Origin of the sequence: Buttiauxella cochleicola (genome assembly GCF_021283185.1) — a bacterium.
GTDB lineage: Bacteria > Pseudomonadota > Gammaproteobacteria > Enterobacterales > Enterobacteriaceae > Buttiauxella > Buttiauxella massiliensis.
On record NZ_JAJSOS010000009.1, the window covers coordinates 129,116 to 150,743 of the forward strand.

Below are 21,628 nucleotides of genomic sequence, written 5' to 3' on the forward strand. Positions count from 1 at the left end.
TTTAATTTCCCGCTTGTTTATTATCAAAACGGAAGACTTCTTCGCAGGTTTGTTGAAGGGAATTATTACTGGCAGCGCTACAGGTTCGTGACCAGCCTTCGATTCCTTCTACATCACTCCAGCGTGGAGACAGGGAAATGGTCAGCCCGTTGAGACTTTCTTGCCCCGCAAGCGTAACAGCACCTTGTTCGATGCTCATGCTACTTATGTAGCGGGTGGTTTTAGGTGAAGGAATACTGTTGCTCCCCGCGTCACATTCGCTAACTCCGCCCCTTTCAATCGCGCAAAGTTCAATGGCGGTACGGTAGGGCAGGAAGGTTTGCAACACGTCAGTCAGAGCCGCTTTACGCAGGTAGTTTTGATAGGTGGGAATACCGATGGCGCTAAGAATCGCAATAATACCGATGACTACCATCAGCTCAATAAGTGTGAATCCTTGTTGTTTGTTCATATGCCGCTCCTGTTTGAGATAGCGGCACTTTGCGTCGTTTAAATTCTTCAGGCGAGTGCGAGTGTAAACATCAGGATGTTGTCTTCCAAAATATTTTAGGTATTTGCAGAGACGGCAATAAAAATGCGAGCGATACCGTAACGGGAAGAAATAGGCAGATGAGTTTTAGCTCATCTGCCTGGCAGAAATTAGCGGAAACGCATGGAGAGATCGAGCGCGCGGACATGTTTAGTCAGTGCGCCAACAGAGATAAAATCGACACCTGTTTCAGCAAATTCACGGATAGTTTCTTTGGTTACATTTCCTGAAACTTCCAGACGTGCTTTACCATTGGTGATAGCGACAGCTTTACGCATATCTTCAACGTTGAAGTTATCGAGCATGATAATGTCAGCCCCGGCATGCAGTGCCTGTTCCAGTTCATCAAGAGACTCGACTTCAACCTCAACAGGTACATCCGGATGGAACCAGAAGGCTTTTTCTATCGCCTGGCGAATGGAACCTGAGGAGATGATGTGGTTCTCTTTAATCAAAAATGCGTCGGACAGACCTAAACGGTGGTTGCTACCACCGCCACACAGTACTGCGTATTTCAACGCGGTACGTAGACCCGGCAGAGTTTTACGGGTATCTAGCAATTGGGTGTTTGTGCCTGCCAGCAAATCAACATAGGTGCGCACTTCGCTTGCAACTCCAGACAGAGTTTGCACAAAGTTAAGCGCGGTACGCTCACCAGTTAATAGCACGCGTGATAATCCAGTTAATTCGAAAAGTGGCTGGTCAGCGGCAACGAGATCGCCATCTTCAACATGCCAGGTCACTTTGACATCCCCGCCAAGCTGGATGAAAACCTCTTCGACCCAACGTTTACCACAGAACACGCCATCTTCACGGGTGATGATTACGGCATGTGAACGGTGATCGGCATCCAGGAGCTGCGCAGTGATATCGTTATTGGGATTGACGTCACCACCAAGATCTTCACGCAAAGCCTGAGAAACAGCTGCTGGAATATCAAGGTTAATACGGCCGAGAAGCTCGTCACGTCGGCGGTCTGGGTTATAACGGCGAGGAGGCATGATAAAACTCCGAAATGGCTTAGTTAATGTCGAAACATGCTACATTGATGCGACCTCAAGTACCACTCTAAGGAGACCGTGGATGCAGCTAAAAGACGGCTGGCTGGTGGGTGTTAAACATGTCCCATCCCCACATTTCGATTGCCGACCAGAGGATGAAACACCTTCCTTATTGGTGGTGCACAACATCAGTTTACCGCCAGGCGAATTTGGTGGGCCGTGGATTGATGCGTTGTTTACCGGAACACTTGATTCGCAAGCTCATCCGTACTTCGCAGGTATCGCACATTTACGGGTTTCAGCACATTGTCTTATTCGCCGTGATGGCGAAATCGTTCAATATGTTGCTTTTGATAAACGTGCCTGGCATGCAGGGGTTTCTTTGTATCAAGGGCGTGAACGCTGTAACGATTTTTCGATTGGTATTGAGTTGGAGGGGACAGATACGCTGCCCTATACTGATGAACAATATCAACAGCTTGCTGCGATTACAGATATGCTGGTACACGTCTATCCTGCAATTGCTGACCATATGACGGGACATTGCGATATTGCACCGGAGCGTAAAACCGACCCAGGTCCTGCATTCGACTGGTCGCGTTTTCGCTACTCGGTAGAGGTAACGCCGAATAAGGAGATGGAATGACGCTGTTTACATTACTGCTGGTGATGATTTGGGAACGGTTATTTAAGCTGGGCGAACACTGGCAGCTAGATCACCGCCTTGAAGTGCTTTTCCGGCGAGTAAAAAACTTTTCGTTATTACGTACCATTCTGATGACCGCCCTATGTATGTTGGTGGTTTTCCTCTGTATTCGCGCGTTGCAAGGTTTGTTCTTTAACGTACCGCTGCTCGTTTTCTGGATTGCACTCGGCGTGTTGTGTATTGGCGCAGGGCAGGTTCGACTGCATTACCATGCGTATTTGCAGGCAGTGAGCCATGGCGATAGTCACGCGCGAGATGCGATGGCGAGTGAACTGACGCTGATTCACGGTGTTCCACCCGATTGTGACGAGCGTGAGTATCTGAAAGAGCTGCAAAATGCGCTGTTGTGGATTAACTTTCGTTTTTATCTCGCACCGCTTTTCTGGTTTATCGTCGGCGGTGTTTGGGGGCCGGTAACACTTGCGGGTTACGCTTTTTTGCGTGCGTGGCAGACGTGGCTTGCGCGCCATCATTCTCCGCAAGAGCGTTTGCATTCCGGTATTGATACCATTTTACATGTGCTGGACTGGGTGCCAGTGCGTCTGTTTGGTGTGGCATATGCACTACTGGGGCATGGAGAAAGGGCGCTTCCTGCGTGGTTTGCGTCGTTAGCCGATCGTCATACTTCGCAATATCAGGTATTGACCAGGCTGGCTCAGTATTCGCTAGCCCGAGAGCCACATCTCGATAAAATCAAAACGCCGAAGGCGGCGGTTTCGATGGCGAAGAAAACGTCGTTGGTGATTTTGGTGGTAGTGGCATTATTGACTATTTACGGCACTCTGGTTTAAGCCAGAGCGCCGCATAAGTTAGCGATTATCTACAGGCGGTATGCCGAACACCGGCATACCGTTTTCATCCCATTCGAGTGTTTTCAGGCGCGTATGGCGATTCGGGTCATATAGCGGGTCGCCTTCAATTTCGGTGTAATTGCGCGCGTGATACACCAGCACATCTTTCCCGTCTTTGGTTTTGGTAAAGCTGTTATGACCCGGCCCAAACTGCTTGTTCTCGTAGCTGGTGGCAAACACTGGTTGTGGCGATTTATGCCAGTTAGCAGGGTTAGTTGGGTCAGCATTCAGGTCGATCCACAACAAGCCGATGCAGTAGTTTTCATCGGTGGCGCTAGCGGAATAGCTGACAAACAGCTTATCGCCGTGAACCACGACCGCTGGCCCTTCGTTAACCAGAAAACCTCTGCATTCCCAGTCCAGCTCCGGCTTGCTTAACATCACCGGTGTGCCTTTGATGGCCCAGGGTGTTTCCAGCTCGGCAAGATAGATATTGGAGTTACCTGCAATATCAGGATCCTTCTGCGCCCATAAATACCACTGCTTGCCCTGATGACTGAAGGTTGTCGCATCAAGACAGAAGCTGTCGAATTGCGTTTTTACCTGGCCTTTTTCAACCCATTTCCCGGTGAGCGGGTCTGCATCCGCACACTCCAGTGCAAACATGCGGTGCTGGAACATATTTAACTGATCCAGTGCCTGTGTGTGGGTGGCAGCGAAATAGATGTACCACTTACCGTCGATATGATGCAGCTCTGGTGCCCAGATAAGCTCGCTCATTGGGCCATGATTGGGTTTGCGCCATACTACGGTAGGTTTCGCTTCTGGCAGCTCGCTTATTGTGTCCGCGCGGCGGATCTCCAGCCTGTCGTACTCTGGTACTGACGCAATAAAGTAGTAGCAATCTTCATGTAGCAAAATAAACGGATCGGCGCGCTGCTCAATAAATGGATTAGGCCATTGCTCCTGATTCATAGGGCTTTCCTTACAGTTTGGCTTCAACAGGTTTGCTGTCGTGGTATTCATTCAATTCCCGGTAGTTGATGCGGCGCTTTTCAAGGTCTGCCTGAATGCGCTGCATTAATTCACGGTCAACTTTCAACAAGCGCACAACGCCTGCGGTAATCAGGTAGCCAACGCCAGGGATGATGGTAAACAGCATCACAATACCGTTAATTGACTCAGGGCTTTGCTGTTTGGCACCGGCATCGTAGCCGTACCAGGAAAGCAGGAAACCAACCATTGCGCCTGCAATCGCAAGCCCCAGCTTCAGAAAGAACAAGTTACCGGAGAAGCTGATGCCGGTGATGCGTTTACCTGTTTTCCACTCGCCGTAATCGTCAACGTCAGCCATCAGTGACCAGTGCAGCGGCGACGGGATCTGGTGAAGAATGTTCAGCAGGAAATACATCACGACAATCAGTGTCGTGGCGTGCGGGTCGAGGAAGTAGAAACCGCTGGAGAAAATGGCCAATACAATGTTGGTCCAGAAGAACACTTTCAGTTTGCAGATACGGTCGGTTAACACTTTAGCCAGCATACTGCCGCCCATCATGCCGACTACGCCGAGGCTAATAAATAATGTCGCGAAGCTGGTGCTTTGGCCCATCACCCAGGTGACGTAATACATGGTTGCCGCCATACGGATGAACCCAGGGCAGACGTTGCACAGTGTCAGCAGAAGAATGCGCACCCACTGGTCGTTTTTCCAGACATCTTTCAGGTCTGCTTTGAGATCGTCATTGCTGGGTACAGCCGGGCGAACACGCTCTCTGACGGTTGTGAAGCAGAACAGGAACATGCACATGCCAAGTACCGCCAGCACACCCATCGCCATTTGGTAGCCTTTGGCTTTGTCGCCGCCACCAAACCAGTCAACCATCGGCAGCAGGGAAAGCGAGAGAATCAACGTTGCAATACCAACCATAACAAAACGATACGACTGACAAGCGACACGTTCTTTGGGGTCGTTGGTAATCACACTGCCAAGTGAGCAGTAAGGAATATTAATTGCGGTATAGGTTAAAGAGAGCAGGAAATAGGTAACAAAGGCATAGATAACTTTGCTGCTATAAGCCCAATCAGGCGTGGTGAACATCAGGTAACTGAAGAAGGCAAAGGGCGCTGCCATCCATAAAATCCATGGACGAAAACGTCCCCAGCGACTCTGCGTTCTGTCAGCAATGGCGCCCATAATCGGGTCAGTTACTGCATCAATCACCCTGATTGAAAGCAGCATAACACCCACTAATGCCGGGGCAAGGCCAAAAATATCCGTATAAAAATAGTTAACAAACAACATAATGGCGCCAAAGATAATGTTACATCCGGCGTCCCCCATTCCGTAGCCAATCTTTTCTTTCACAGATAATTTGCTGCTTTCCATAGAAAATGCTCCTGACCAGAATATGGACAAGAGTATTGAGCTATTGGAGAAAATTTGCGTGTCTGTAATCCGCCACAGAGATGGACAATACTGTCATTGTTAAGAATATGTGAAGCAGATAACAAAGCGCCCCGATGAGCGATGGCTCGTCGGGGCGCTTTGAGCAGAAGGGAGACTTAAGCTTTAACGCTCTTCAGATTCTTCTGTTTGATAAAATAACCGATACCGAGAACGACCACCCATACTGGAATCAGCCATACGGAGATAGCCATTCCTGGAGTTATCGCCATAATCACCAATACTGCCGCCATAAACAGCAGGCAGACGTAGTTGCCCAATGGATAGAACAGGGCAGGGAAACGCGTTTTCACGCCCTGTTGTTGTTTAGCACGGCGGAACTTCATATGCGCCAGGCTAATCATCGCCCAGTTGATGACCAGTGCAGACACCACCAGTGCCATCAGCAGGCCAAAGGCTTCCGCTGGTGCCAGGTAGTTGATCAGTACACACAGTGCGGTGAACAGCGCAGATACCAAAATGGTATTCACTGGAACGCCACGTTTATCAACTTTCTGCAGTGCTTTCGGTGCGTTGCCTTGTTGAGCCAGGCCAAACAGCATACGGCTGTTGCAGTAAACACAGCTGTTATAAACAGACAGCGCGGCGGTAAGAACCACAACGTTCAGTGCGTTAGCAACAAAGGTGTCACCCAGTTCGTGGAAGATAAGTACGAACGGGCTGGTATCAGCGGTAACGCGAGTCCATGGCATCAGAGACAACAGCACAGCCAGGGAACCCACATAGAAAATCAGAATACGGTAGATAACCTGGTTGGTTGCTTTCGGAATGCTAACCTGTGGGTTATCTGCTTCCGCAGCGGTAATCCCAACCAGCTCCAGACCGCCGAATGAGAACATGATAATCGCCATCATCATCACAAGCCCGGTCCAGCCGTGTGGCAGGAATCCACCTTGTTCCCATAAGTTGCGCACTGTCGCCTGTGGGCCTGCGTGATCGCTAAACAGCAACCATGCGCCAAACACGATCATAGCGACAACCGCGATGACTTTAATAATCGCGAACCAAAACTCCATCTCACCAAACACTTTTACATTAGTGAGGTTAACGGCATTGATGACGACGAAAAAGACTGCGGCAGATGCCCAGGTTGGGATCTCCGGATACCAGAACTGAATGTATTTACCAACTGCAGTAAGTTCTGCCATGGCAACGAGTACATACAGTACCCAGTAGTTCCAGCCAGAAGCAAAACCTGCGAATCCGCCCCAGTATTTGTAAGCAAAATGGCTAAATGAGCCCGCTACCGGCTCCTCAACGACCATTTCACCTAACTGGCGCATGATCAAGAAGGCAATAAAGCCTGCGATCGCGTAACCAAGAATAATCCCCGGCCCGGCAGATTGGATGACAGACGCACTGCCCAGAAACAGGCCTGTCCCAATAGCTCCACCTAGCGCGATGAGCTGGATATGGCGGTTTTTAAGGCCGCGTTTCAGCGTGTCGCCTTGTTCCATCATTTAACCTCGTGTGGTCATTTTCAGGGCGCTGGCCGCGCCTCTGTAAGTTTGTAATTCCGTAATGTGTAGTCTTTATTTTACGGTTTTTAATTCCAGTATTTTGCGCATTGGACTACCGCAGCGCAAAGAATAGTGGTAAGTGGCAGTGTTTGCACCTGCTTTCTATTATTGCCGTGACGAGTTGAATAAAAAGAAACCAGTTGTTCTTCCGCCCGAATTATTTATTCCGCCTGTTATTTATCCACGTTAAGCGAATTCGTTGAATTAATATTCATATTTTAAACTGATGAATCGGTTCATATTGCAAGAAAAGGCACTTTTTGCTGTTTCGTAAACGTTAAATACGTCTGTGTGTGAGTAAATGTGACATTTGTGCAAAGTTACAGCTTTGAAACGTCATTTCTGTAATGTTGTTAAAATGTGCCTGGTTTAATGATTTCAATCAAAACCAATATGGACAGAAGGTGAATACTTTGTTACTTTAGCGTCAAGAATGTGAAATTGGTCATACCAATTGACTAGCCCCAGATGATTTGAAGTCTGAAGGGGATATACCCCAAATAATTCGAGTTGTGGGAAGGCGGCAAACGAGAGAGTCACGGTGAGCTTACATAAGTAAGTGATTCGGGTGAACGAGAGCAGCTAACGCACCAACAACTTGAAGTATGACGGGTATAGGGCTAATGGCAGAGACAGGGAAAAAATGGCCTACAGCAAAATCCGCCAACCAAAACTATCCGATGTGATTGAGCAGCAGTTGGAGTTTCTCATCCTCGAGGGAACCTTGCGTCCCGGCGAAAAACTCCCACCAGAGCGCGAATTGGCAAAACAATTCGACGTTTCTCGTCCTTCACTACGCGAGGCCATTCAGCGTCTCGAAGCGAAAGGACTCCTGCTTCGTCGTCAGGGTGGCGGTACTTTTGTCCAAAACAGTCTTTGGCAAAGTTTAAGCGATCCTCTGGTCGAACTGCTGTCTGACCATCCTGAATCCCAGTTTGATCTGCTTGAAACTCGCCACGCACTTGAGGGTATCGCTGCCTATTACGCTGCATTGCGTGGTACAGACGAAGACCTCAAACGTATTGGCGACTGCCATTTTGCTATTCAACAAGCACAAGAATCTGGTGACCTGGACGCTGAGTCCGATGCGGTTATGCAGTATCAAATCGCCGTGACGGAAGCCGCCCACAACGTTGTGCTACTACACTTGTTGCGCTGTATGTCACCGATGCTCGAACAAAACGTTCGTCAGAATTTTGAATTGCTCTATGCGCGCCGTGAAATGCTGGCGCAAGTGAGCAGCCATCGCGCCAGCATTTTTGCGGCGATTATGGCTCGCCAGCCGGAGCAGGCGCGCGAAGCGTCGCACCGTCACCTGGCATTTATCGAAGAAATATTGCTGGATCGCAGCCGCGAACAGAGTCGTCGAGAACGTTCTCTGCGGCGCTTACAGCAACGTAAGGAATAAGAACCGTTAGGTTCTAAGCGCCAATTTTAGAGCGCGGCAACTAAACGCAGAACCTGTCTTATTGTGTTTTTCCAAGGAAAATACAATGGGACAGGTTCCAGAAAATCAACGTATTAGACACAGATAAGGAATACCACCCATGTCAGAACGTTTCCCAAATGACGTGGATCCGATCGAAACTCGCGACTGGCAACAGGCGATCGAATCGGTCATCCGTGAAGAAGGTGTTGAGCGCGCACAGTACCTGATCGATCAGTTACTGAGCGAAGCCCGTAAAGGCGGAGTAAAAGTTGCAGAAGGTTCTGCTGCCCGTCAGTACGTAAACTCCATCGCCGTTGAAGATGAACCGGAATACCCGGGGAATCTGGAGCTGGAACGCCGTATTCGTTCTGCTATCCGTTGGAACGCCATCATGACTGTCCTGCGTGCGTCTAAAAAAGACCTCGATCTGGGCGGCCATATGTCCTCTTTCCAGTCTTCTGCAACCGTGTATGACGTGTGTTTCAACCACTTCTTCCGCGCACGCAATGCGAAAGATGGCGGCGATCTGGTGTACTTCCAGGGCCACATCTCCCCAGGCGTATATGCACGTGCTTTCCTTGAAGGCCGCCTGACTGAAGACCAGATGAACAATTTCCGTCAGGAAGTTCACGGTAATGGTCTGTCCTCTTATCCGCACCCTAAATTGATGCCTGAATTCTGGCAGTTCCCGACCGTATCAATGGGTCTGGGTCCAATCGGTGCAATCTATCAGGCTAAATTCCAGAAATACCTGGAACACCGTGGCCTGAAAGACACCTCCGCACAGCGCGTTTACGCGTTCCTGGGCGACGGTGAAATGGATGAGCCAGAATCTAAAGGTGCGATCACTATCGCTACCCGTGAGAAACTGGACAACCTGTGCTTCATCATCAACTGTAACCTCCAGCGTCTGGATGGCCCAGTAACCGGTAACGGCAAAATCATTAACGAACTGGAAGGTATCTTCGCGGGTGCTGGCTGGAACGTTATCAAAGTGATTTGGGGCTCTCGTTGGGACGAACTGCTGCGTAAAGATACCAGCGGTAAGCTGCTGCAGCTGATGGGCGAAACCGTAGACGGCGACTATCAGACCTTCAAATCCAAAAACGGCGCTTACGTACGTGAGCACTTCTTCGGTCGTTATCCAGAAACTGCTGCACTGGTTAAAGATATGTCCGACGATGAGATTTGGGCACTGAACCGTGGCGGCCACGATCCGAAGAAAATCTACGCTGCACTGCGAAATGCACAAGAAACCAAAGGCAAAGCAACTGTAATCCTTGCTCATACCGTTAAAGGTTATGGCATGGGTGAAACTGCCGAAGGTAAAAACATCGCGCACCAGGTTAAGAAAATGAACATGGACGGCGTGCGTTATGTACGTGACCGTTTCAATGTTCCAGTGACCGATGCTGAGATCGAAAAACTGCCTTACATCAAGTTCGAAGAAGGCAGCGAAGAGTACAAATATCTGCATGGCCAGCGCGAAAAACTGAACGGCTACCTGCCGACGCGTCTGCCAAAATTCACCGAGAAACTGGAACTGCCAACACTTGCAGACTTCAGCTCTCTGTTAGAAGAGCAGAACAAAGAAATCTCCACCACTATCGCTTTCGTTCGTGCCCTGAACGTGATGCTGAAGAACCCGTCTATCAAAGACCGTCTGGTTCCAATCATTGCTGATGAAGCGCGTACTTTCGGTATGGAAGGTCTGTTCCGTCAGATTGGTATTTACAGCCCGAACGGCCAGCAGTACACCCCGCAGGACCGTGAGCAGGTTGCTTACTATAAAGAAGACGAGAAAGGCCAGATTCTGCAAGAAGGTATCAACGAGCTGGGCGCAGGTTCTTCCTGGCTGGCTGCTGCGACCTCTTACAGCACCAACGATCTGCCAATGATCCCGTTCTACATCTACTACTCCATGTTCGGTTTCCAACGTATTGGCGATCTGTGCTGGGCAGCGGGTGACCAACAGGCGCGTGGCTTCCTGGTCGGTGGTACTTCCGGTCGTACGACTCTGAACGGTGAAGGTTTGCAGCACGAAGATGGCCACAGCCATATTCAGTCTCTGACTATCCCTAACTGTATCTCTTACGATCCATCTTACGCTTACGAAGTTGCAGTCATCATGCATGACGGCCTGGTGCGTATGTACGGTGAAGCACAAGAGAACATTTACTACTACATCACCACACTGAACGAAAACTACCACATGCCAGCCATGCCAGAAGGCGCGGAAGAAGGCATCCGTAAAGGTATCTACAAACTGGAAACAGTTGAAGGTAGCAAAGGTAAAGTTCAGCTGATGGGCTCAGGCTCCATCCTGCGTCACGTTCGTGAAGCAGCGCAGATCCTCGCGAAAGATTACGGCGTTGGCTCTGATGTATTCAGCGTAACTTCCTTCACTGAACTGGCTCGTGATGGCCAGGACTGTGAGCGTTGGAACATGTTGCACCCAACTGAAGAACCACGTGTACCGTACGTTGCTCAGGTTCTGAGCGATGCACCAGCAGTGGCATCTACTGACTATATGAAACTGTTCGCTGAGCAGATCCGTAACTTCATCCCGGCTAGCGATTACCGCGTACTGGGTACTGATGGCTTCGGTCGTTCAGACAGCCGCGAAAACCTGCGTCACCACTTCGAAGTGGACGCATCTTACGTGGTTGTTGCAGCACTTGGCGAATTGGCTAAACGTGGCGAAATCGATAAGAAAGTGGTGGCAGACGCTATCACCAAATTCAACATCGATGCAGATAAAGTCAACCCGCGTCTGGCATAAGAGGTAAAGAATAAAATGGCTATCGAAATCAAAGTGCCGGACATCGGTGCAGACGAAGTTGAAGTGACCGAAATCATGGTGAAAGTGGGCGACAAGGTTGAAGTTGACCAGTCCATTATCTCCGTGGAAGGTGACAAGGCTTCAATGGAAGTCCCTTCTCCGCAAGCAGGCGTGGTCAAAGAGATCAAAGTTGCGGTAGGTGACAAAGTTGAAACCGGCAAACTGGTTATGATTTTCGAATCCGCCGAAGGTGCAGCGCAAGCTGCACCTGCTCAGGCTGAAGAGAAGAAAGAAGCAGCGCCAGCAGCAGCTCCAGCAGCCGCTGCTGCTAAAGAAGTGAACGTGCCAGACATCGGCGGTGACGAAGTAGAAGTTACCGAGATTATGGTTAAAGTTGGCGACAAAGTAGAAGCAGAACAAAGTCTTATCACCGTTGAAGGTGACAAAGCTTCTATGGAAGTCCCGGCACCGTTCGCAGGCGTTGTAAAAGAAATCAAAATCAACACTGGCGACAAAGTGTCTACCGGTTCTCTGATTATGGTCTTCGAAGTAGCGGGCGCTGCGCCAGCTGCAACCGAAGCCAAATCAGAAGCGGCTCCGGCAGCGGCACCAGCGGCATCTGGCTCGAAAGAAGTTAACGTGCCAGACATCGGCGGTGACGAAGTTGAAGTGACTGAAGTGATGGTTAAAGTGGGCGATAAAGTTGCCGCTGAACAATCACTTATCACCGTAGAAGGCGACAAAGCTTCTATGGAAGTCCCGGCTCCGTTCGCGGGTGTTGTTAAAGAAATCAAAATCAATACTGGAGACAAAGTGTCTACCGGTTCCCTGATTATGGTCTTTGAAGTGGAAGGTGCTGCACCAGCTCCTGCCGCTAAGCAAGAAGCAGCAGCTCCGGCTCCTGCGACTGCGGCGCAAAAACCAGCTGCGGCTCCTGCGAAAGCGGAAGGCAAAACTGAATTCGCTGAAAACGACGCATACGTTCACGCCACCCCACTGATTCGCCGCCTGGCGCGTGAGTTTGGTGTGAACCTGGCGAAAGTGAAAGGGACAGGCCGTAAAGGTCGTATCCTGCGCGAAGACGTTCAGGCTTACGTGAAAGACGCGGTTAAGCGTGCAGAATCTGCACCAGCTGCGGCTACCGGCGGCGGTCTGCCAGGCATGCTGCCATGGCCGAAAGTTGATTTCAGCAAGTTCGGCGAAATCGAAGAAGTTGAACTGGGCCGTATCCAGAAAATCTCTGGTGCGAACCTGAGCCGTAACTGGGTGATGATCCCGCACGTTACGCACTTCGACAAAACCGATATCACCGATCTGGAAGCGTTCCGCAAGCAGCAGAACGACGAAGCTGCTAAGCGTAAGCTGGATGTGAAGTTCACGCCTGTCGTGTTCATCATGAAAGCGGTTGCTGCTGCTCTTGAGCAGATGCCACGCTTCAACAGTTCTCTGTCTGAAGACGGCCAGAAGCTGACGCTGAAGAAATACATCAACATCGGTGTGGCGGTTGATACGCCAAACGGTCTGGTTGTTCCGGTGTTCAAAGATGTGAACAAGAAGAGCATCTCTGAGCTGTCCCGCGAACTGATGGCGATTTCTAAGAAAGCTCGCGATGGCAAGCTGACTGCTGGCGAAATGCAGGGCGGTTGCTTCACCATTTCAAGCCTCGGCGGTATCGGGACGACTCACTTCGCGCCAATCGTTAACGCGCCGGAAGTGGCCATCCTCGGTGTTTCCAAGTCTGCTATCGAGCCGGTCTGGAATGGTAAAGAGTTCACTCCGCGTCTGATGATGCCGATGTCTCTTTCCTTCGACCACCGCGTGATCGACGGTGCTGATGGTGCGCGCTTTATTACCATCATCAACAATACGCTGGCCGACATTCGCCGTCTGGTGATGTAAGCCAAAAAGCCGGCCATTCGGTCGGCTTTTTTCTGGTAATCTCGTGATGCAGTTCGAGATTATCTGATGCAAAGGACAATTCGTTTGCCGTTTGTTGTTTCAAAATTGTTAACAGTTTTGTAGACTACGTGCGGATAGAACGTCCCGGTGGCAATGGGCGTTAAAGACCAGGGACCGCCGGAAATAAATTAAGAGGTCATGATGAGTACTGAAATCAAAACTCAGGTCGTCGTACTTGGGGCAGGCCCGGCAGGTTACTCTGCTGCATTCCGTTGCGCTGATTTAGGTCTGGAGACCATCATTGTAGAGCGTTACAGCACCCTCGGTGGTGTTTGTCTGAACGTTGGCTGTATCCCTTCTAAAGCCCTGCTGCACGTTGCTAAAGTTATCGAAGAAGCGAAAGCACTGGCTGAGCACGGCATCGTTTTCGGCGAGCCGAAAACTGACATCGACAAAATCCGTACCTGGAAAGAAAAGGTTATCAACCAGTTGACTGGTGGCCTGTCCGGTATGGCAAAAGGTCGTAAAGTTAAAGTGGTGAACGGCCTGGGTAAATTTACCGGCGCTAACACCCTGGTTGTTGAAGGCGAAAATGGTCCAACGACTATCACCTTCGACAATGCAATCATCGCGGCGGGTTCTCGTCCGATTCAGTTGCCATTCATTCCGCATGAAGATCCACGCGTATGGGATTCTACCGACGCACTGGAACTGAAATCCGTACCAAAACGCATGCTGGTAATGGGCGGCGGGATCATCGGTCTGGAAATGGGTACTGTGTACCATGCGCTGGGTTCAGAGATTGACGTGGTTGAAATGTTCGACCAGGTTATCCCGGCTGCCGACAAAGACGTGGTGAAAGTGTTCACCAAGCGTATCAGCAAGCAGTTCAACCTGATGCTGGAAACCAAAGTGACTGCGGTAGAAGCCAAAGAAGATGGTATCTACGTCACGATGGAAGGCAAAAAAGCGCCTGCTGAACCACAGCGTTACGACGCGGTTCTGGTGGCAATCGGCCGCGTACCTAACGGTAAGCTTCTCGATGCTGGCGCTGCTGGCGTTGAAGTTGATGACCGTGGCTTCATTCGTACCGACAAGCAAATGCGCACTAACGTGCCGCACATCTATGCTATCGGCGACATCGTGGGCCAGCCAATGCTTGCTCACAAAGGTGTTCACGAAGGCCACGTTGCCGCTGAAGTTATCGCCGGCATGAAGCACTACTTCGACCCGAAAGTGATTCCTTCAATCGCTTATACCGAACCAGAAGTTGCATGGGTTGGTCTGACCGAGAAAGAAGCGAAAGAAAAAGGCATCAGCTACGAAACCGCCACCTTCCCGTGGGCAGCTTCTGGCCGTGCTATCGCTTCCGATTGCGCAGACGGTATGACCAAACTGATCTTCGACAAAGAAACTCATCGTGTTATCGGTGGTGCGATTGTCGGCACTAACGGCGGCGAGCTGTTGGGTGAAATCGGTCTGGCTATCGAAATGGGTTGTGACGCTGAAGATATCGCGCTCACCATCCACGCGCACCCGACTCTGCACGAGTCTGTCGGCCTGGCTGCTGAGATCTTCGAAGGTAGCATCACCGACCTGCCAAACCCGAAAGCGAAAAAGAAGTAATCGCCTGAAGGATAAGAAAAAAAGCGGCCCAGGCCGCTTTTTTTTATGATTTATTGTTGCTCTTCTTGCCAGCTTTTATCCGGCTTGAACTCTTTTATTTCCTGCACTTTCTGCGCGGTTTCTTCGCCCAAATCCTTCTGATAAACCACGCCCTGGTTATTCACCATAAACGTGGTGACGCCCGTTTCCCCGTATTCCACAGGCCAGGCGACTAAAGCAAAGCCATCCGCCATTTTCCCGTCGCGAATATAGTTCTTCGCCCCGCCAGGTGCGTCTGCACCCTGAGCAGTCAGAATCCGGAAATGGTAGCCGTGATAACCCATTTCCGGGTGTTCTGGGCTGAAACTGGGGCCGAGTGGGCTGGGTGCTTCGCCAGGCGTGGCGGGCCAGTACAAGCCGTCTTTCTTGCCTTCCGAACTGAGAAATTTCTGGGCGTATTGTTGATCGAGCTGGTAATAATCCTGCTGTGCCGCAACGTAGGCCTGCACAGCCTGAATGGCTGATAGCTCGTTCAGGCCGATTGTGCGGGTGAGAATTTCATCTGCGGCTTTCTGCATGTCGAAATGCCAGCCCGCGTCCGATTTCACCATCGGGATCGGCAACTGCCAGTTTTCCTGCCCGACATTCAGATGCGCGGTATCGCCTTGTTCATCGATATTGTGGCTGACTTTCCAGTCACGAACAAAACGGGCAACGGCTTCCGGGTCGGCTTTTTCGTCTGGCAAATATTGCCGCCAGTTATCGCCCAGCACTTCGGTCAGCGCCGCTTCATCCTGGTTTATCACCGCCGTAGCAAATGAGGTGGCCGCCTTTTCGGGCGTGGTAAACATTTGTTGCGCCTGAACAAAGGCAGGCAGCATCAACATTACAAGTGCACTTAACTTCATACGATTTTTCATGATGCCTCCCCGTTAGCGACGATGAAATTCACGATGCTCAGCTGGACGTTCTCGGTTTGCCGGGCGTTGTTGATGACTGGCGCGATTAAGACTTTGCTGCCCGCGCTGACTTTGTGCCTGCCAGGAAGGGGAGCGGCTGTCATTGCCGCTAAACGCATTTGAACGTGTGGACGCAGTGCGTTGCAGGCGTTGTTCCTGACCAAGATTGCCACTACTCCGGTGTTGCTGGACGTTATCGCGACGCTGTTGTTGCTGAGCAGTCGGATGGTTGGCTTGCGATTTAGCCGTTTCACGACGCTGTTGCTGCTGCGCGGTCGGGTGATTGACCTGATTTTTGACCGCGTCTTTACGCTGCTGGGATGTCGAGTTGTTGAACTGCTGTTTTGCGGCATCGCGGCGCGCGTCGGTATTTTGCGAATCATAGCCACGATAGTTATTGCGCTGGGCAATCTGATTCAGTTGCTGCGTTGAAGCCTTACGCTGGGCATCGCGCGAAGCCAGCTGCGGCGCTGCCGCGTCAATACGCCCTTTATTTTGCTGCAACTGTGTGGCCGCCGCCTGCCGTTGGGCATCACGATTAACCGGCGCGCGTTGTGTTGCACTCAAACCACCTGCAACGTTGGTCTGGTGATAACGCTGGGCGACTGCGTTGTCGTGATAGGGAACGCCACCGCGATAGGCCGGATTATGCTGCCAGGTCGTGTTGCGGTTCTGGAGGTTTTGCCCGGAAATACGGTTGAAGTTATTCACGTTGTTGATATTGATATTATTGTTGCTGCCGCCGCCATGGTAATCATCATGATGGTGATAATCGTCATCGTCCCAGTCGATGTTACTGAATATCGCATAGGTGGTCGCCACTCCCAGACTGAACCCCAGGCCATTCACAAAGCTGTTGGTAAACTGTTGCCCCGGAGGCGGTGGGAGATATGTCGGCGGATAGGCCGTGTTCGGCCAGGTGCCATACACCGTTGACGGGTTGTAATTCGGTACATACACCACCTGCGGGTCGGTTGGCTCGATTTTAATGATGGTTTCCGCAGGCGCTGCCGCGACGGTTTTTGATGATGATGAACTGTTGGTGGCCGGAGCGGGTGCGGCAACCGTTGTATTCTGGTTAACCGTTACGGGCGTGCTGGTCACCGTTTGCTGCGGCGTGGTTTTTAACGAACCCGTTTGCTGCGCCAGCAGGCGCAATTTCTGCACGGAATCCATCACATCCTGCGGCTGGGCTAAAAACGCATCCCCCAGATTTTGCACCCATTCCGGGTTTTCACCCATCAAAGCCATTAACTGCGGGAAGGCGACGAGAGATTTCACACTCGGGTCCCACGGCTGGTTCGCTACCGCCTGAATCGCCGCATCGCCCTGCATCTTCGGGTTATCGCGTGACCATTGCACCGCCTGAACCACGTTGGCCGGGTAAGTTGACGCCATCAAAACCTGTGACAAAAGCGGGTCAGGATAAAGCGCAACAGGCGCAACCCACTGGTCGAGTTGAGCGGTGCTGAACGTTGGTGGTGTAGCCGCCGTCGCCACGGGCGCCGCCGGGGCTGGAGTTGTTGGCGTCGCTGGAGCGGCTACCGGTGCCGTTTGTGCGGCTGAGGCTGCGGGCGCGGGTTCAATCGTCTGGCTCTTAACGAAAAGAACACCAGACGCCGCCAGAATTCCGGCACTGCAAATAATGGCAAGAATATGAGGCTTAAAGGGCAACTTCATTTAACTTCTCCTGGTATTCAGAAGTAGAGCTGTGCCGGGAAGCGGCAATTCTGGCGAGTATAGAGAGCTGATAGTTTAATTTTTGACTTAAACGGTGATTCTTGCTGGGAATCTTGTCCGAAATCGTGAAATATTATTTCGAATTGCGCTGAAGGCGTGTTGGGAAAGTGAAGTGTTATGAGGGTATTCAGGTGACTTTCCAGGAAAAGGCTCAGGCATTTGCGTACCTAAATGCAACGATAGCCGATGTGCCAGCGACACCAACCAGCGGCGTATTCACTATCACGCCGAAGGCCAAAGCGGGTACGGCGACAATCACCGTTCATGCCGCGGGAGGAACTGACGTAACGGTAGCGGTTACCGTAGCGCCATAAAACGAAAGGACCCGAGCTGGGGGCTTTTTTCAGTAAGTGGCGTGGGTATTCCATTGGTCAGTATAAATAATATTGCCGTCGCAGTGCTTCCAGGTAATCTTCTCGTAATGAACCAGTATGGTTTCCAGGTGTGTGCCAGTGGCAGCGCTCGGAAACAGGTCGGGAGTAATGGACGTGATTTTCACGTTTTCCAGAATGATGTTGAAATATTCCCGCTCCATCCCAGTTTCATTGATGTTGTACATTTTTATCGTACCGGACTTGAGCACGTCGCCTCGGGTTAATGCCCGGTACAATAGCGGCGTAACCCTATCAAACTCCTTTTGAAACTGAATTGGTGCGTGAATGCGCGTACCCGTCAGTCGCCCTGTGTTGTAGTCGGTCGGGATGTTCACATTATGGGTGAGTGATTTCATTTCGATGGCACCTAAGCGCCCAACCACCAGCGAACCGCCAACCATAGGCGATCCGTTCTCATCCGTTAACCATAAGTAAGCTGGGTTAGACATATAAATTCCTTTTATTTGTTTTTGAATCTGGATTTGATTTTTTTAACTTTCCTCGGGTAGTCCGGGAATATACACAGCAAAACAATAGACGTGATAAATGTAAGTAATACGAAATATTCAGGAAAGAAATGCAGCCATATCATGCCGAAGCCTATCACCAGCGCAGGGAATATCACGCCGTCGATAAACATCGCAATTTCGATTTTAAACACCGAAATCCTCGCTCAAGAAGTCAGCCAGATCGTCCAGCGTGGCAAGCGCGCCGGATAAAGTCTTTTTAATCATTGGCTCAATAATTGGTTCGGCAAAATAATAAAGCATTTCCAGCTTTGCCTCATAGAGCGCCCAATAATAATCGGGGTACATCGCTTTAAGATGTCGTGCCGCCAGCGCGGCTTTTTGCTCCATGCCAAAATATTGCAGCCCAAACACAGCCTTTGGAGCCTTTGCCGCTATGCGCTCAACAACGATTTTAGACATAAGGTTAGAATGTGCCAGCGCCTGACTTGCCGCCTCAGAAAAAGCGTACCGGGTGCCTCCAGCAACTCTGATCTGAGTCAAAACGCCCGTTACCTTTCTGATAAAGTTTTGCGCCGAACCGCCCTCATTGCCATCTTTAACGTCTTTGCTTATTAGCTTGAAATATATAATCAGCATTTGAGCAATAACATCGCGGTATCTATATATCGAGTGAATGGAATAGACCATCCTTATTTCTTCTTTTTTTAGCTCCTGACACACATCGTTGTACTTTGGAATAAGGCATGATGAATACCAGCTTGCCCGCTCAACGCCTGAATATATATCTGAAGCCACACCTCTCGCTGATTGCATGACACCGCCAAAAGCGTTTTGAGCTGCCATAGCTAAATGTCTGTCGCTGGTATATTTTGCTCTCAATAAATCCGATGCCGACATACTGAATTATCTCCTTATAATTTTAGTTAGATTAAACCCTATATCCATCATGGACAATATGAGCTGGAGTTTTGAGATAATTCAGCGCACAAAAAGCCCCCAAAATGGAGGCTTTGATAGATAGATTTATTCCAGCTTAAAATCTTCATCAAAAGTATTAAAATCGCTTTCTACACTTTCGACTAAAAACATGTGCGCTATCCCTTCACGCAATGATGCAGGCGCGCCGTTTGCGGTCTGATACCCGCCACCGACTGAGCGCACTTCTAACAGTTTGTTGCGGTTAATCACCTGGTCTTGTTGGCTGGTTACCTTAACGCCTGCTGGACGGTCGCCACCACTCGGCGGTGTATATGCCGTACCCTTGCCACCAGCTTCAGCCGGGACGTTTGCTTTTCCATCGCCTTGCCAATCCATAGCGGCCCCGCATATGCGCGGGCGACGCGTATCGCCGTTGTAAGGGAAGTCTACCCACACGTGATCACCTTTTTGGTTAGGCGTGAATTGGTAGTTAAGCGGTAGCAGGTATTCAGCCCAGGGTAAATCCTCATCCGTTATACCCTCCATCATGCCCAATACTTTCAGCTGGCACTTATTGCCGTCATTCGGATCTACTGGGTTAACAACGATGGCGCGGAAATCTCCGTTTAATACATTAATCAGGATTTACTCTCTGTGCTGCTGGCATCAAGTGGCACAGCCAGAATGACGCGGTTAACGTAAAACGTGCTGCTCTCAAAGTGGGTCACGCGCTCCACAATATTTAGGGGATGATTACCACCAGACTTCTGCCTGAACTCCCGCCATAAATTCGTTATTGCTGTCGTCATTAAACTTGTACTGCGAAAGTTCGTTATCCTGGATGTTCAGGTAGGTGCCGTAGAAACGAATTTCCGGACGCGAACCCAGCAAACTTGGCCCGACTTTAAGTGCATGGTAAAGCGTCGTTTTAAATCCTGACTCTTTCAGGTTAACGCCTTGTTCCGTTTTGTTTTTCTGAGCAAACCAGCTTAGTTCCACACCGGTCTGATTCCAGGTATCCCAAATCCATGCCGGGCGGATCACCGCGCGCAGGCTATTGAAATCGCTGTGGGCACCGCTCTCATAACTGTAGACATCTTCACCGTGAGACCAGACTAACGCATTCGCCATAATGATTCGGTCTGCGAGGTACATCTCACCCTGAGAAATCAGACGCCAGGCAATGCCGTCGGAATGATCGCCGTAATAATAACGCCCTGCTGCCATCGAGTTACTGGCACCTGAGAAGTTGGCGAAGCTGCTGGCATAAGAGTTGTTGGCAACCTGGAGCGTGAACTCATTGAAGGCATCGCGTGGCAGATTCTGGCGCACGATGGCGGTCGTCATCCAGGTATCCTCCAGCTTGAAGAAGGAACCATTATCTTCATTGGATTTCTGATCGTCTGTTTTATTGGCAAACGCGTATTTGCCCATTAATGATAACGATCCGTCCTGCCACAGTGGGATATTGCGGTAGCGTAAATCCACGGAATTGGTGTTCATCTGCGTGGTGTGGCTGAAATCTCGCGAGTAAACGTCAACGTCATTACGACTCACGGATGCGTCCAATTGCCCCGGCCCAAGTTGCCAGTTCTGAATACCGACGGCTGCGGCAACATCGGTGGTGAGTGTCTTCCAGTCGAGCATCTGGATTTCATATTCTGGCAGTTTATGTTTACCTACCCAAAAATCAGCCTCTTGTGCAAACGGAAGGAAGCCCCGGGTGGTCAGGAAAATATCGCTAAATTGCAGAATATTTTCATTATCGCTGTCACCAAACCAGGCATCATTGTATTGCTCACCAACGTTACCGTCGTAGGTGACAATGGCGTTGGCGGTTTTACCGTCCTGGTTATAGACCCGCTGATTCAGGGTCAAGTCGAACCAACCGCTCATCTCGTTGCCAAAACGGCCGAGCGACCCTGCCGCATAGGTTTGTGCTGAGCCACGATTAGAAGCCGCCCAGCCTGAGCGGAAGTAACCCTGGTAGCTAAAGCCGATATCATCCTTAATAAACTTGCTGATATCTTTTAATGTGACGCTTTCTACGCGGGTTTTCCCTCCTTCGTGGTTAATTACCGCAACTTTCTGGGTGCCATTCACTGGTGTCGGAGACGAAACCTCACCCACGGGTTTATTCTCGTTCTCGATATTATCCGCAGCTGGTGATAATTCTGATTGAGTGACTTGAGCAATTTGCGGTGGTGTGTTTTTTTCTAAACTCGCCACTTTGTTTTTATAACTGGCTAATTCTTTCTGCGTTTTCTTTAGTTCAGTTTGGTTTTCTAATAATTGGTTTTCAAGAAGCTCAAGGCGCTGCTCAACGGTTAATTTAGCCGCCAGAACATTCGTTGAGGATAAAGCCAGAAGTATTGATAAAGACAATAAGCTAACCTTCAATGGTTTTGAATACATGTTATACCTCTAAATATAATTATTAT

Annotated in this window: 18 protein-coding genes; 7 read left to right on the forward strand and 11 right to left on the reverse strand. The window is 50.2% G+C overall.

Annotated elements, in window-relative coordinates:
* Window position 1: 1 nt before the first annotated feature.
* Window positions 2-451, reverse strand: a complete 450-nt coding sequence (gene ppdD / locus LVQ76_RS15270) for a prepilin peptidase-dependent pilin (RefSeq protein WP_232921985.1) — start codon at window positions 449-451, stop codon at window positions 2-4.
* A 188-nt stretch (window positions 452-639) separates the two neighbouring features.
* Complete coding sequence (gene nadC, locus LVQ76_RS15275; protein ID WP_232921986.1) at window positions 640-1,530, reverse strand: carboxylating nicotinate-nucleotide diphosphorylase; 891 nt, start codon at window positions 1,528-1,530, stop codon at window positions 640-642.
* An 82-nt stretch (window positions 1,531-1,612) separates the two neighbouring features.
* Here nadC and ampD point away from each other — a divergent pair, with 82 nt between their 5' ends.
* Both ampD and ampE read left to right on the forward strand, forming a co-directional pair.
* A complete protein-coding gene (gene ampD / locus LVQ76_RS15280; protein WP_232921987.1) occupies window positions 1,613-2,176 on the forward strand; it encodes a 1,6-anhydro-N-acetylmuramyl-L-alanine amidase AmpD in 564 nt (187 codons plus the stop codon).
* Complete coding sequence (gene ampE, locus LVQ76_RS15285) at window positions 2,173-3,027, forward strand: beta-lactamase regulator AmpE (protein ID WP_232921988.1); 855 nt, start codon at window positions 2,173-2,175, stop codon at window positions 3,025-3,027. Before ampD ends, ampE begins: the two co-directional genes overlap by 4 nt.
* A gap of 18 nt (window positions 3,028-3,045) precedes the next feature.
* On the opposite strand, the gene LVQ76_RS15290 is transcribed toward ampE, so the two are convergent.
* The 3 genes from LVQ76_RS15290 to aroP all read right to left on the reverse strand — a co-directional run bounded on the left by LVQ76_RS15290 (window position 3,046) and on the right by aroP (window position 6,951).
* Window positions 3,046-4,002 (reverse strand): glycoside hydrolase family 43 protein, encoded by a 957-nt coding sequence (locus LVQ76_RS15290; RefSeq protein ID WP_232921989.1) that lies wholly within the window; start codon window positions 4,000-4,002, stop codon window positions 3,046-3,048.
* Between the two features lie 10 nt (window positions 4,003-4,012).
* Entirely contained in the window at window positions 4,013-5,413 is a 1,401-nt protein-coding gene (locus LVQ76_RS15295) for a glycoside-pentoside-hexuronide (GPH):cation symporter (RefSeq protein WP_232866413.1), read from the reverse strand.
* A gap of 176 nt (window positions 5,414-5,589) precedes the next feature.
* Entirely contained in the window at window positions 5,590-6,951 is a 1,362-nt protein-coding gene (gene aroP / locus LVQ76_RS15300; protein WP_134187047.1) for an aromatic amino acid transporter AroP, read from the reverse strand.
* Window positions 6,952-7,654: 703 nt separating this feature from the next.
* Here aroP and pdhR point away from each other — a divergent pair.
* The 4 genes from pdhR to lpdA all read left to right on the forward strand — a co-directional run bounded on the left by pdhR (window position 7,655) and on the right by lpdA (window position 14,747).
* Window positions 7,655-8,419, forward strand: a complete 765-nt coding sequence (gene pdhR / locus LVQ76_RS15305) for a pyruvate dehydrogenase complex transcriptional repressor PdhR (RefSeq protein WP_034493407.1) — start codon at window positions 7,655-7,657, stop codon at window positions 8,417-8,419.
* Window positions 8,420-8,558: 139 nt separating this feature from the next.
* The gene (aceE, locus tag LVQ76_RS15310; RefSeq protein WP_232921990.1) at window positions 8,559-11,222 is read left to right on the forward strand and encodes a pyruvate dehydrogenase (acetyl-transferring), homodimeric type; all 2,664 of its coding nucleotides are present in this window, start codon (window positions 8,559-8,561) and stop codon (window positions 11,220-11,222) included.
* A 15-nt stretch (window positions 11,223-11,237) separates the two neighbouring features.
* On the forward strand, window positions 11,238-13,121 hold the full coding sequence (gene aceF / locus LVQ76_RS15315) for a pyruvate dehydrogenase complex dihydrolipoyllysine-residue acetyltransferase (RefSeq protein WP_232921991.1): 1,884 nt from the start codon (window positions 11,238-11,240) through the stop codon (window positions 13,119-13,121).
* Between the two features lie 201 nt (window positions 13,122-13,322).
* A complete protein-coding gene (lpdA, locus tag LVQ76_RS15320) occupies window positions 13,323-14,747 on the forward strand; it encodes a dihydrolipoyl dehydrogenase (protein ID WP_232921992.1) in 1,425 nt (474 codons plus the stop codon).
* Window positions 14,748-14,797: 50 nt separating this feature from the next.
* On the opposite strand, the gene LVQ76_RS15325 is transcribed toward lpdA, so the two are convergent.
* Window positions 14,798-15,646 carry a DUF2950 domain-containing protein gene (locus LVQ76_RS15325; RefSeq protein ID WP_232921993.1) on the reverse strand — a complete coding sequence of 283 codons (849 nt, stop codon included), beginning with the start codon at window positions 15,644-15,646 and terminating at the stop codon, window positions 14,798-14,800.
* 12 nt (window positions 15,647-15,658) lie between these two features.
* Window positions 15,659-17,365, reverse strand: a complete 1,707-nt coding sequence (locus tag LVQ76_RS15330; RefSeq protein ID WP_232921994.1) for a DUF3300 domain-containing protein — start codon at window positions 17,363-17,365, stop codon at window positions 15,659-15,661.
* A 167-nt stretch (window positions 17,366-17,532) separates the two neighbouring features.
* On the opposite strand from LVQ76_RS15330, the gene LVQ76_RS15335 reads away from it, so the two are divergent.
* Window positions 17,533-17,739: a hypothetical protein gene (locus LVQ76_RS15335; RefSeq protein WP_232921995.1), complete on the forward strand. Its 207-nt coding sequence runs from the start codon at window positions 17,533-17,535 to the stop codon at window positions 17,737-17,739.
* Between the two features lie 29 nt (window positions 17,740-17,768).
* On the opposite strand, the gene LVQ76_RS15340 is transcribed toward LVQ76_RS15335, so the two are convergent.
* The 4 genes from LVQ76_RS15340 to LVQ76_RS15355 form a co-directional block, all read right to left on the reverse strand.
* Complete coding sequence (locus LVQ76_RS15340; RefSeq protein ID WP_232921996.1) at window positions 17,769-18,248, reverse strand: Hcp family type VI secretion system effector; 480 nt, start codon at window positions 18,246-18,248, stop codon at window positions 17,769-17,771.
* Between the two features lie 204 nt (window positions 18,249-18,452).
* Complete coding sequence (locus LVQ76_RS15345; RefSeq protein ID WP_232921997.1) at window positions 18,453-19,166, reverse strand: hypothetical protein; 714 nt, start codon at window positions 19,164-19,166, stop codon at window positions 18,453-18,455.
* Window positions 19,167-19,292: 126 nt separating this feature from the next.
* Entirely contained in the window at window positions 19,293-19,736 is a 444-nt protein-coding gene (locus LVQ76_RS15350) for a hypothetical protein (RefSeq protein WP_232921998.1), read from the reverse strand.
* A 204-nt stretch (window positions 19,737-19,940) separates the two neighbouring features.
* A complete protein-coding gene (locus LVQ76_RS15355; protein ID WP_232866145.1) occupies window positions 19,941-21,602 on the reverse strand; it encodes a carbohydrate porin in 1,662 nt (553 codons plus the stop codon).
* Between the last annotated feature and the right edge of the window lie 26 nt (window positions 21,603-21,628).

Excerpts from the sequence above, each read along its gene's own strand:
- lpdA (WP_232921992.1), top strand. The coding sequence starts at position 13,323 with ATGAGTACTGAAATCAAAACTCAGGTCGTCGTACTTGGGGCAGGCCCG.
- pdhR (WP_034493407.1), top strand. The coding sequence starts at position 7,655 with ATGGCCTACAGCAAAATCCGCCAACCAAAACTATCCGATGTGATTGAG.
- aroP (WP_134187047.1), bottom strand. The coding sequence starts at position 6,951 with ATGATGGAACAAGGCGACACGCTGAAACGCGGCCTTAAAAACCGCCAT.
- LVQ76_RS15355 (WP_232866145.1), bottom strand. The coding sequence starts at position 21,602 with ATGTATTCAAAACCATTGAAGGTTAGCTTATTGTCTTTATCAATACTT.
- LVQ76_RS15290 (WP_232921989.1), bottom strand. The coding sequence starts at position 4,002 with ATGAATCAGGAGCAATGGCCTAATCCATTTATTGAGCAGCGCGCCGAT.
- ampE (WP_232921988.1), top strand. The coding sequence starts at position 2,173 with ATGACGCTGTTTACATTACTGCTGGTGATGATTTGGGAACGGTTATTT.
- LVQ76_RS15330 (WP_232921994.1), bottom strand. The coding sequence starts at position 17,365 with ATGAAGTTGCCCTTTAAGCCTCATATTCTTGCCATTATTTGCAGTGCC.
- LVQ76_RS15325 (WP_232921993.1), bottom strand. The coding sequence starts at position 15,646 with ATGAAAAATCGTATGAAGTTAAGTGCACTTGTAATGTTGATGCTGCCT.
- LVQ76_RS15345 (WP_232921997.1), bottom strand. The coding sequence starts at position 19,166 with ATGTCGGCATCGGATTTATTGAGAGCAAAATATACCAGCGACAGACAT.
- LVQ76_RS15350 (WP_232921998.1), bottom strand. The coding sequence starts at position 19,736 with ATGATGGAGGGTATAACGGATGAGGATTTACCCTGGGCTGAATACCTG.
- ampD (WP_232921987.1), top strand. The coding sequence starts at position 1,613 with ATGCAGCTAAAAGACGGCTGGCTGGTGGGTGTTAAACATGTCCCATCC.
- LVQ76_RS15295 (WP_232866413.1), bottom strand. The coding sequence starts at position 5,413 with ATGGAAAGCAGCAAATTATCTGTGAAAGAAAAGATTGGCTACGGAATG.
- aceE (WP_232921990.1), top strand. The coding sequence starts at position 8,559 with ATGTCAGAACGTTTCCCAAATGACGTGGATCCGATCGAAACTCGCGAC.
- ppdD (WP_232921985.1), bottom strand. The coding sequence starts at position 451 with ATGAACAAACAACAAGGATTCACACTTATTGAGCTGATGGTAGTCATC.
- LVQ76_RS15340 (WP_232921996.1), bottom strand. The coding sequence starts at position 18,248 with ATGTCTAACCCAGCTTACTTATGGTTAACGGATGAGAACGGATCGCCT.
- nadC (WP_232921986.1), bottom strand. The coding sequence starts at position 1,530 with ATGCCTCCTCGCCGTTATAACCCAGACCGCCGACGTGACGAGCTTCTC.
- aceF (WP_232921991.1), top strand. The coding sequence starts at position 11,238 with ATGGCTATCGAAATCAAAGTGCCGGACATCGGTGCAGACGAAGTTGAA.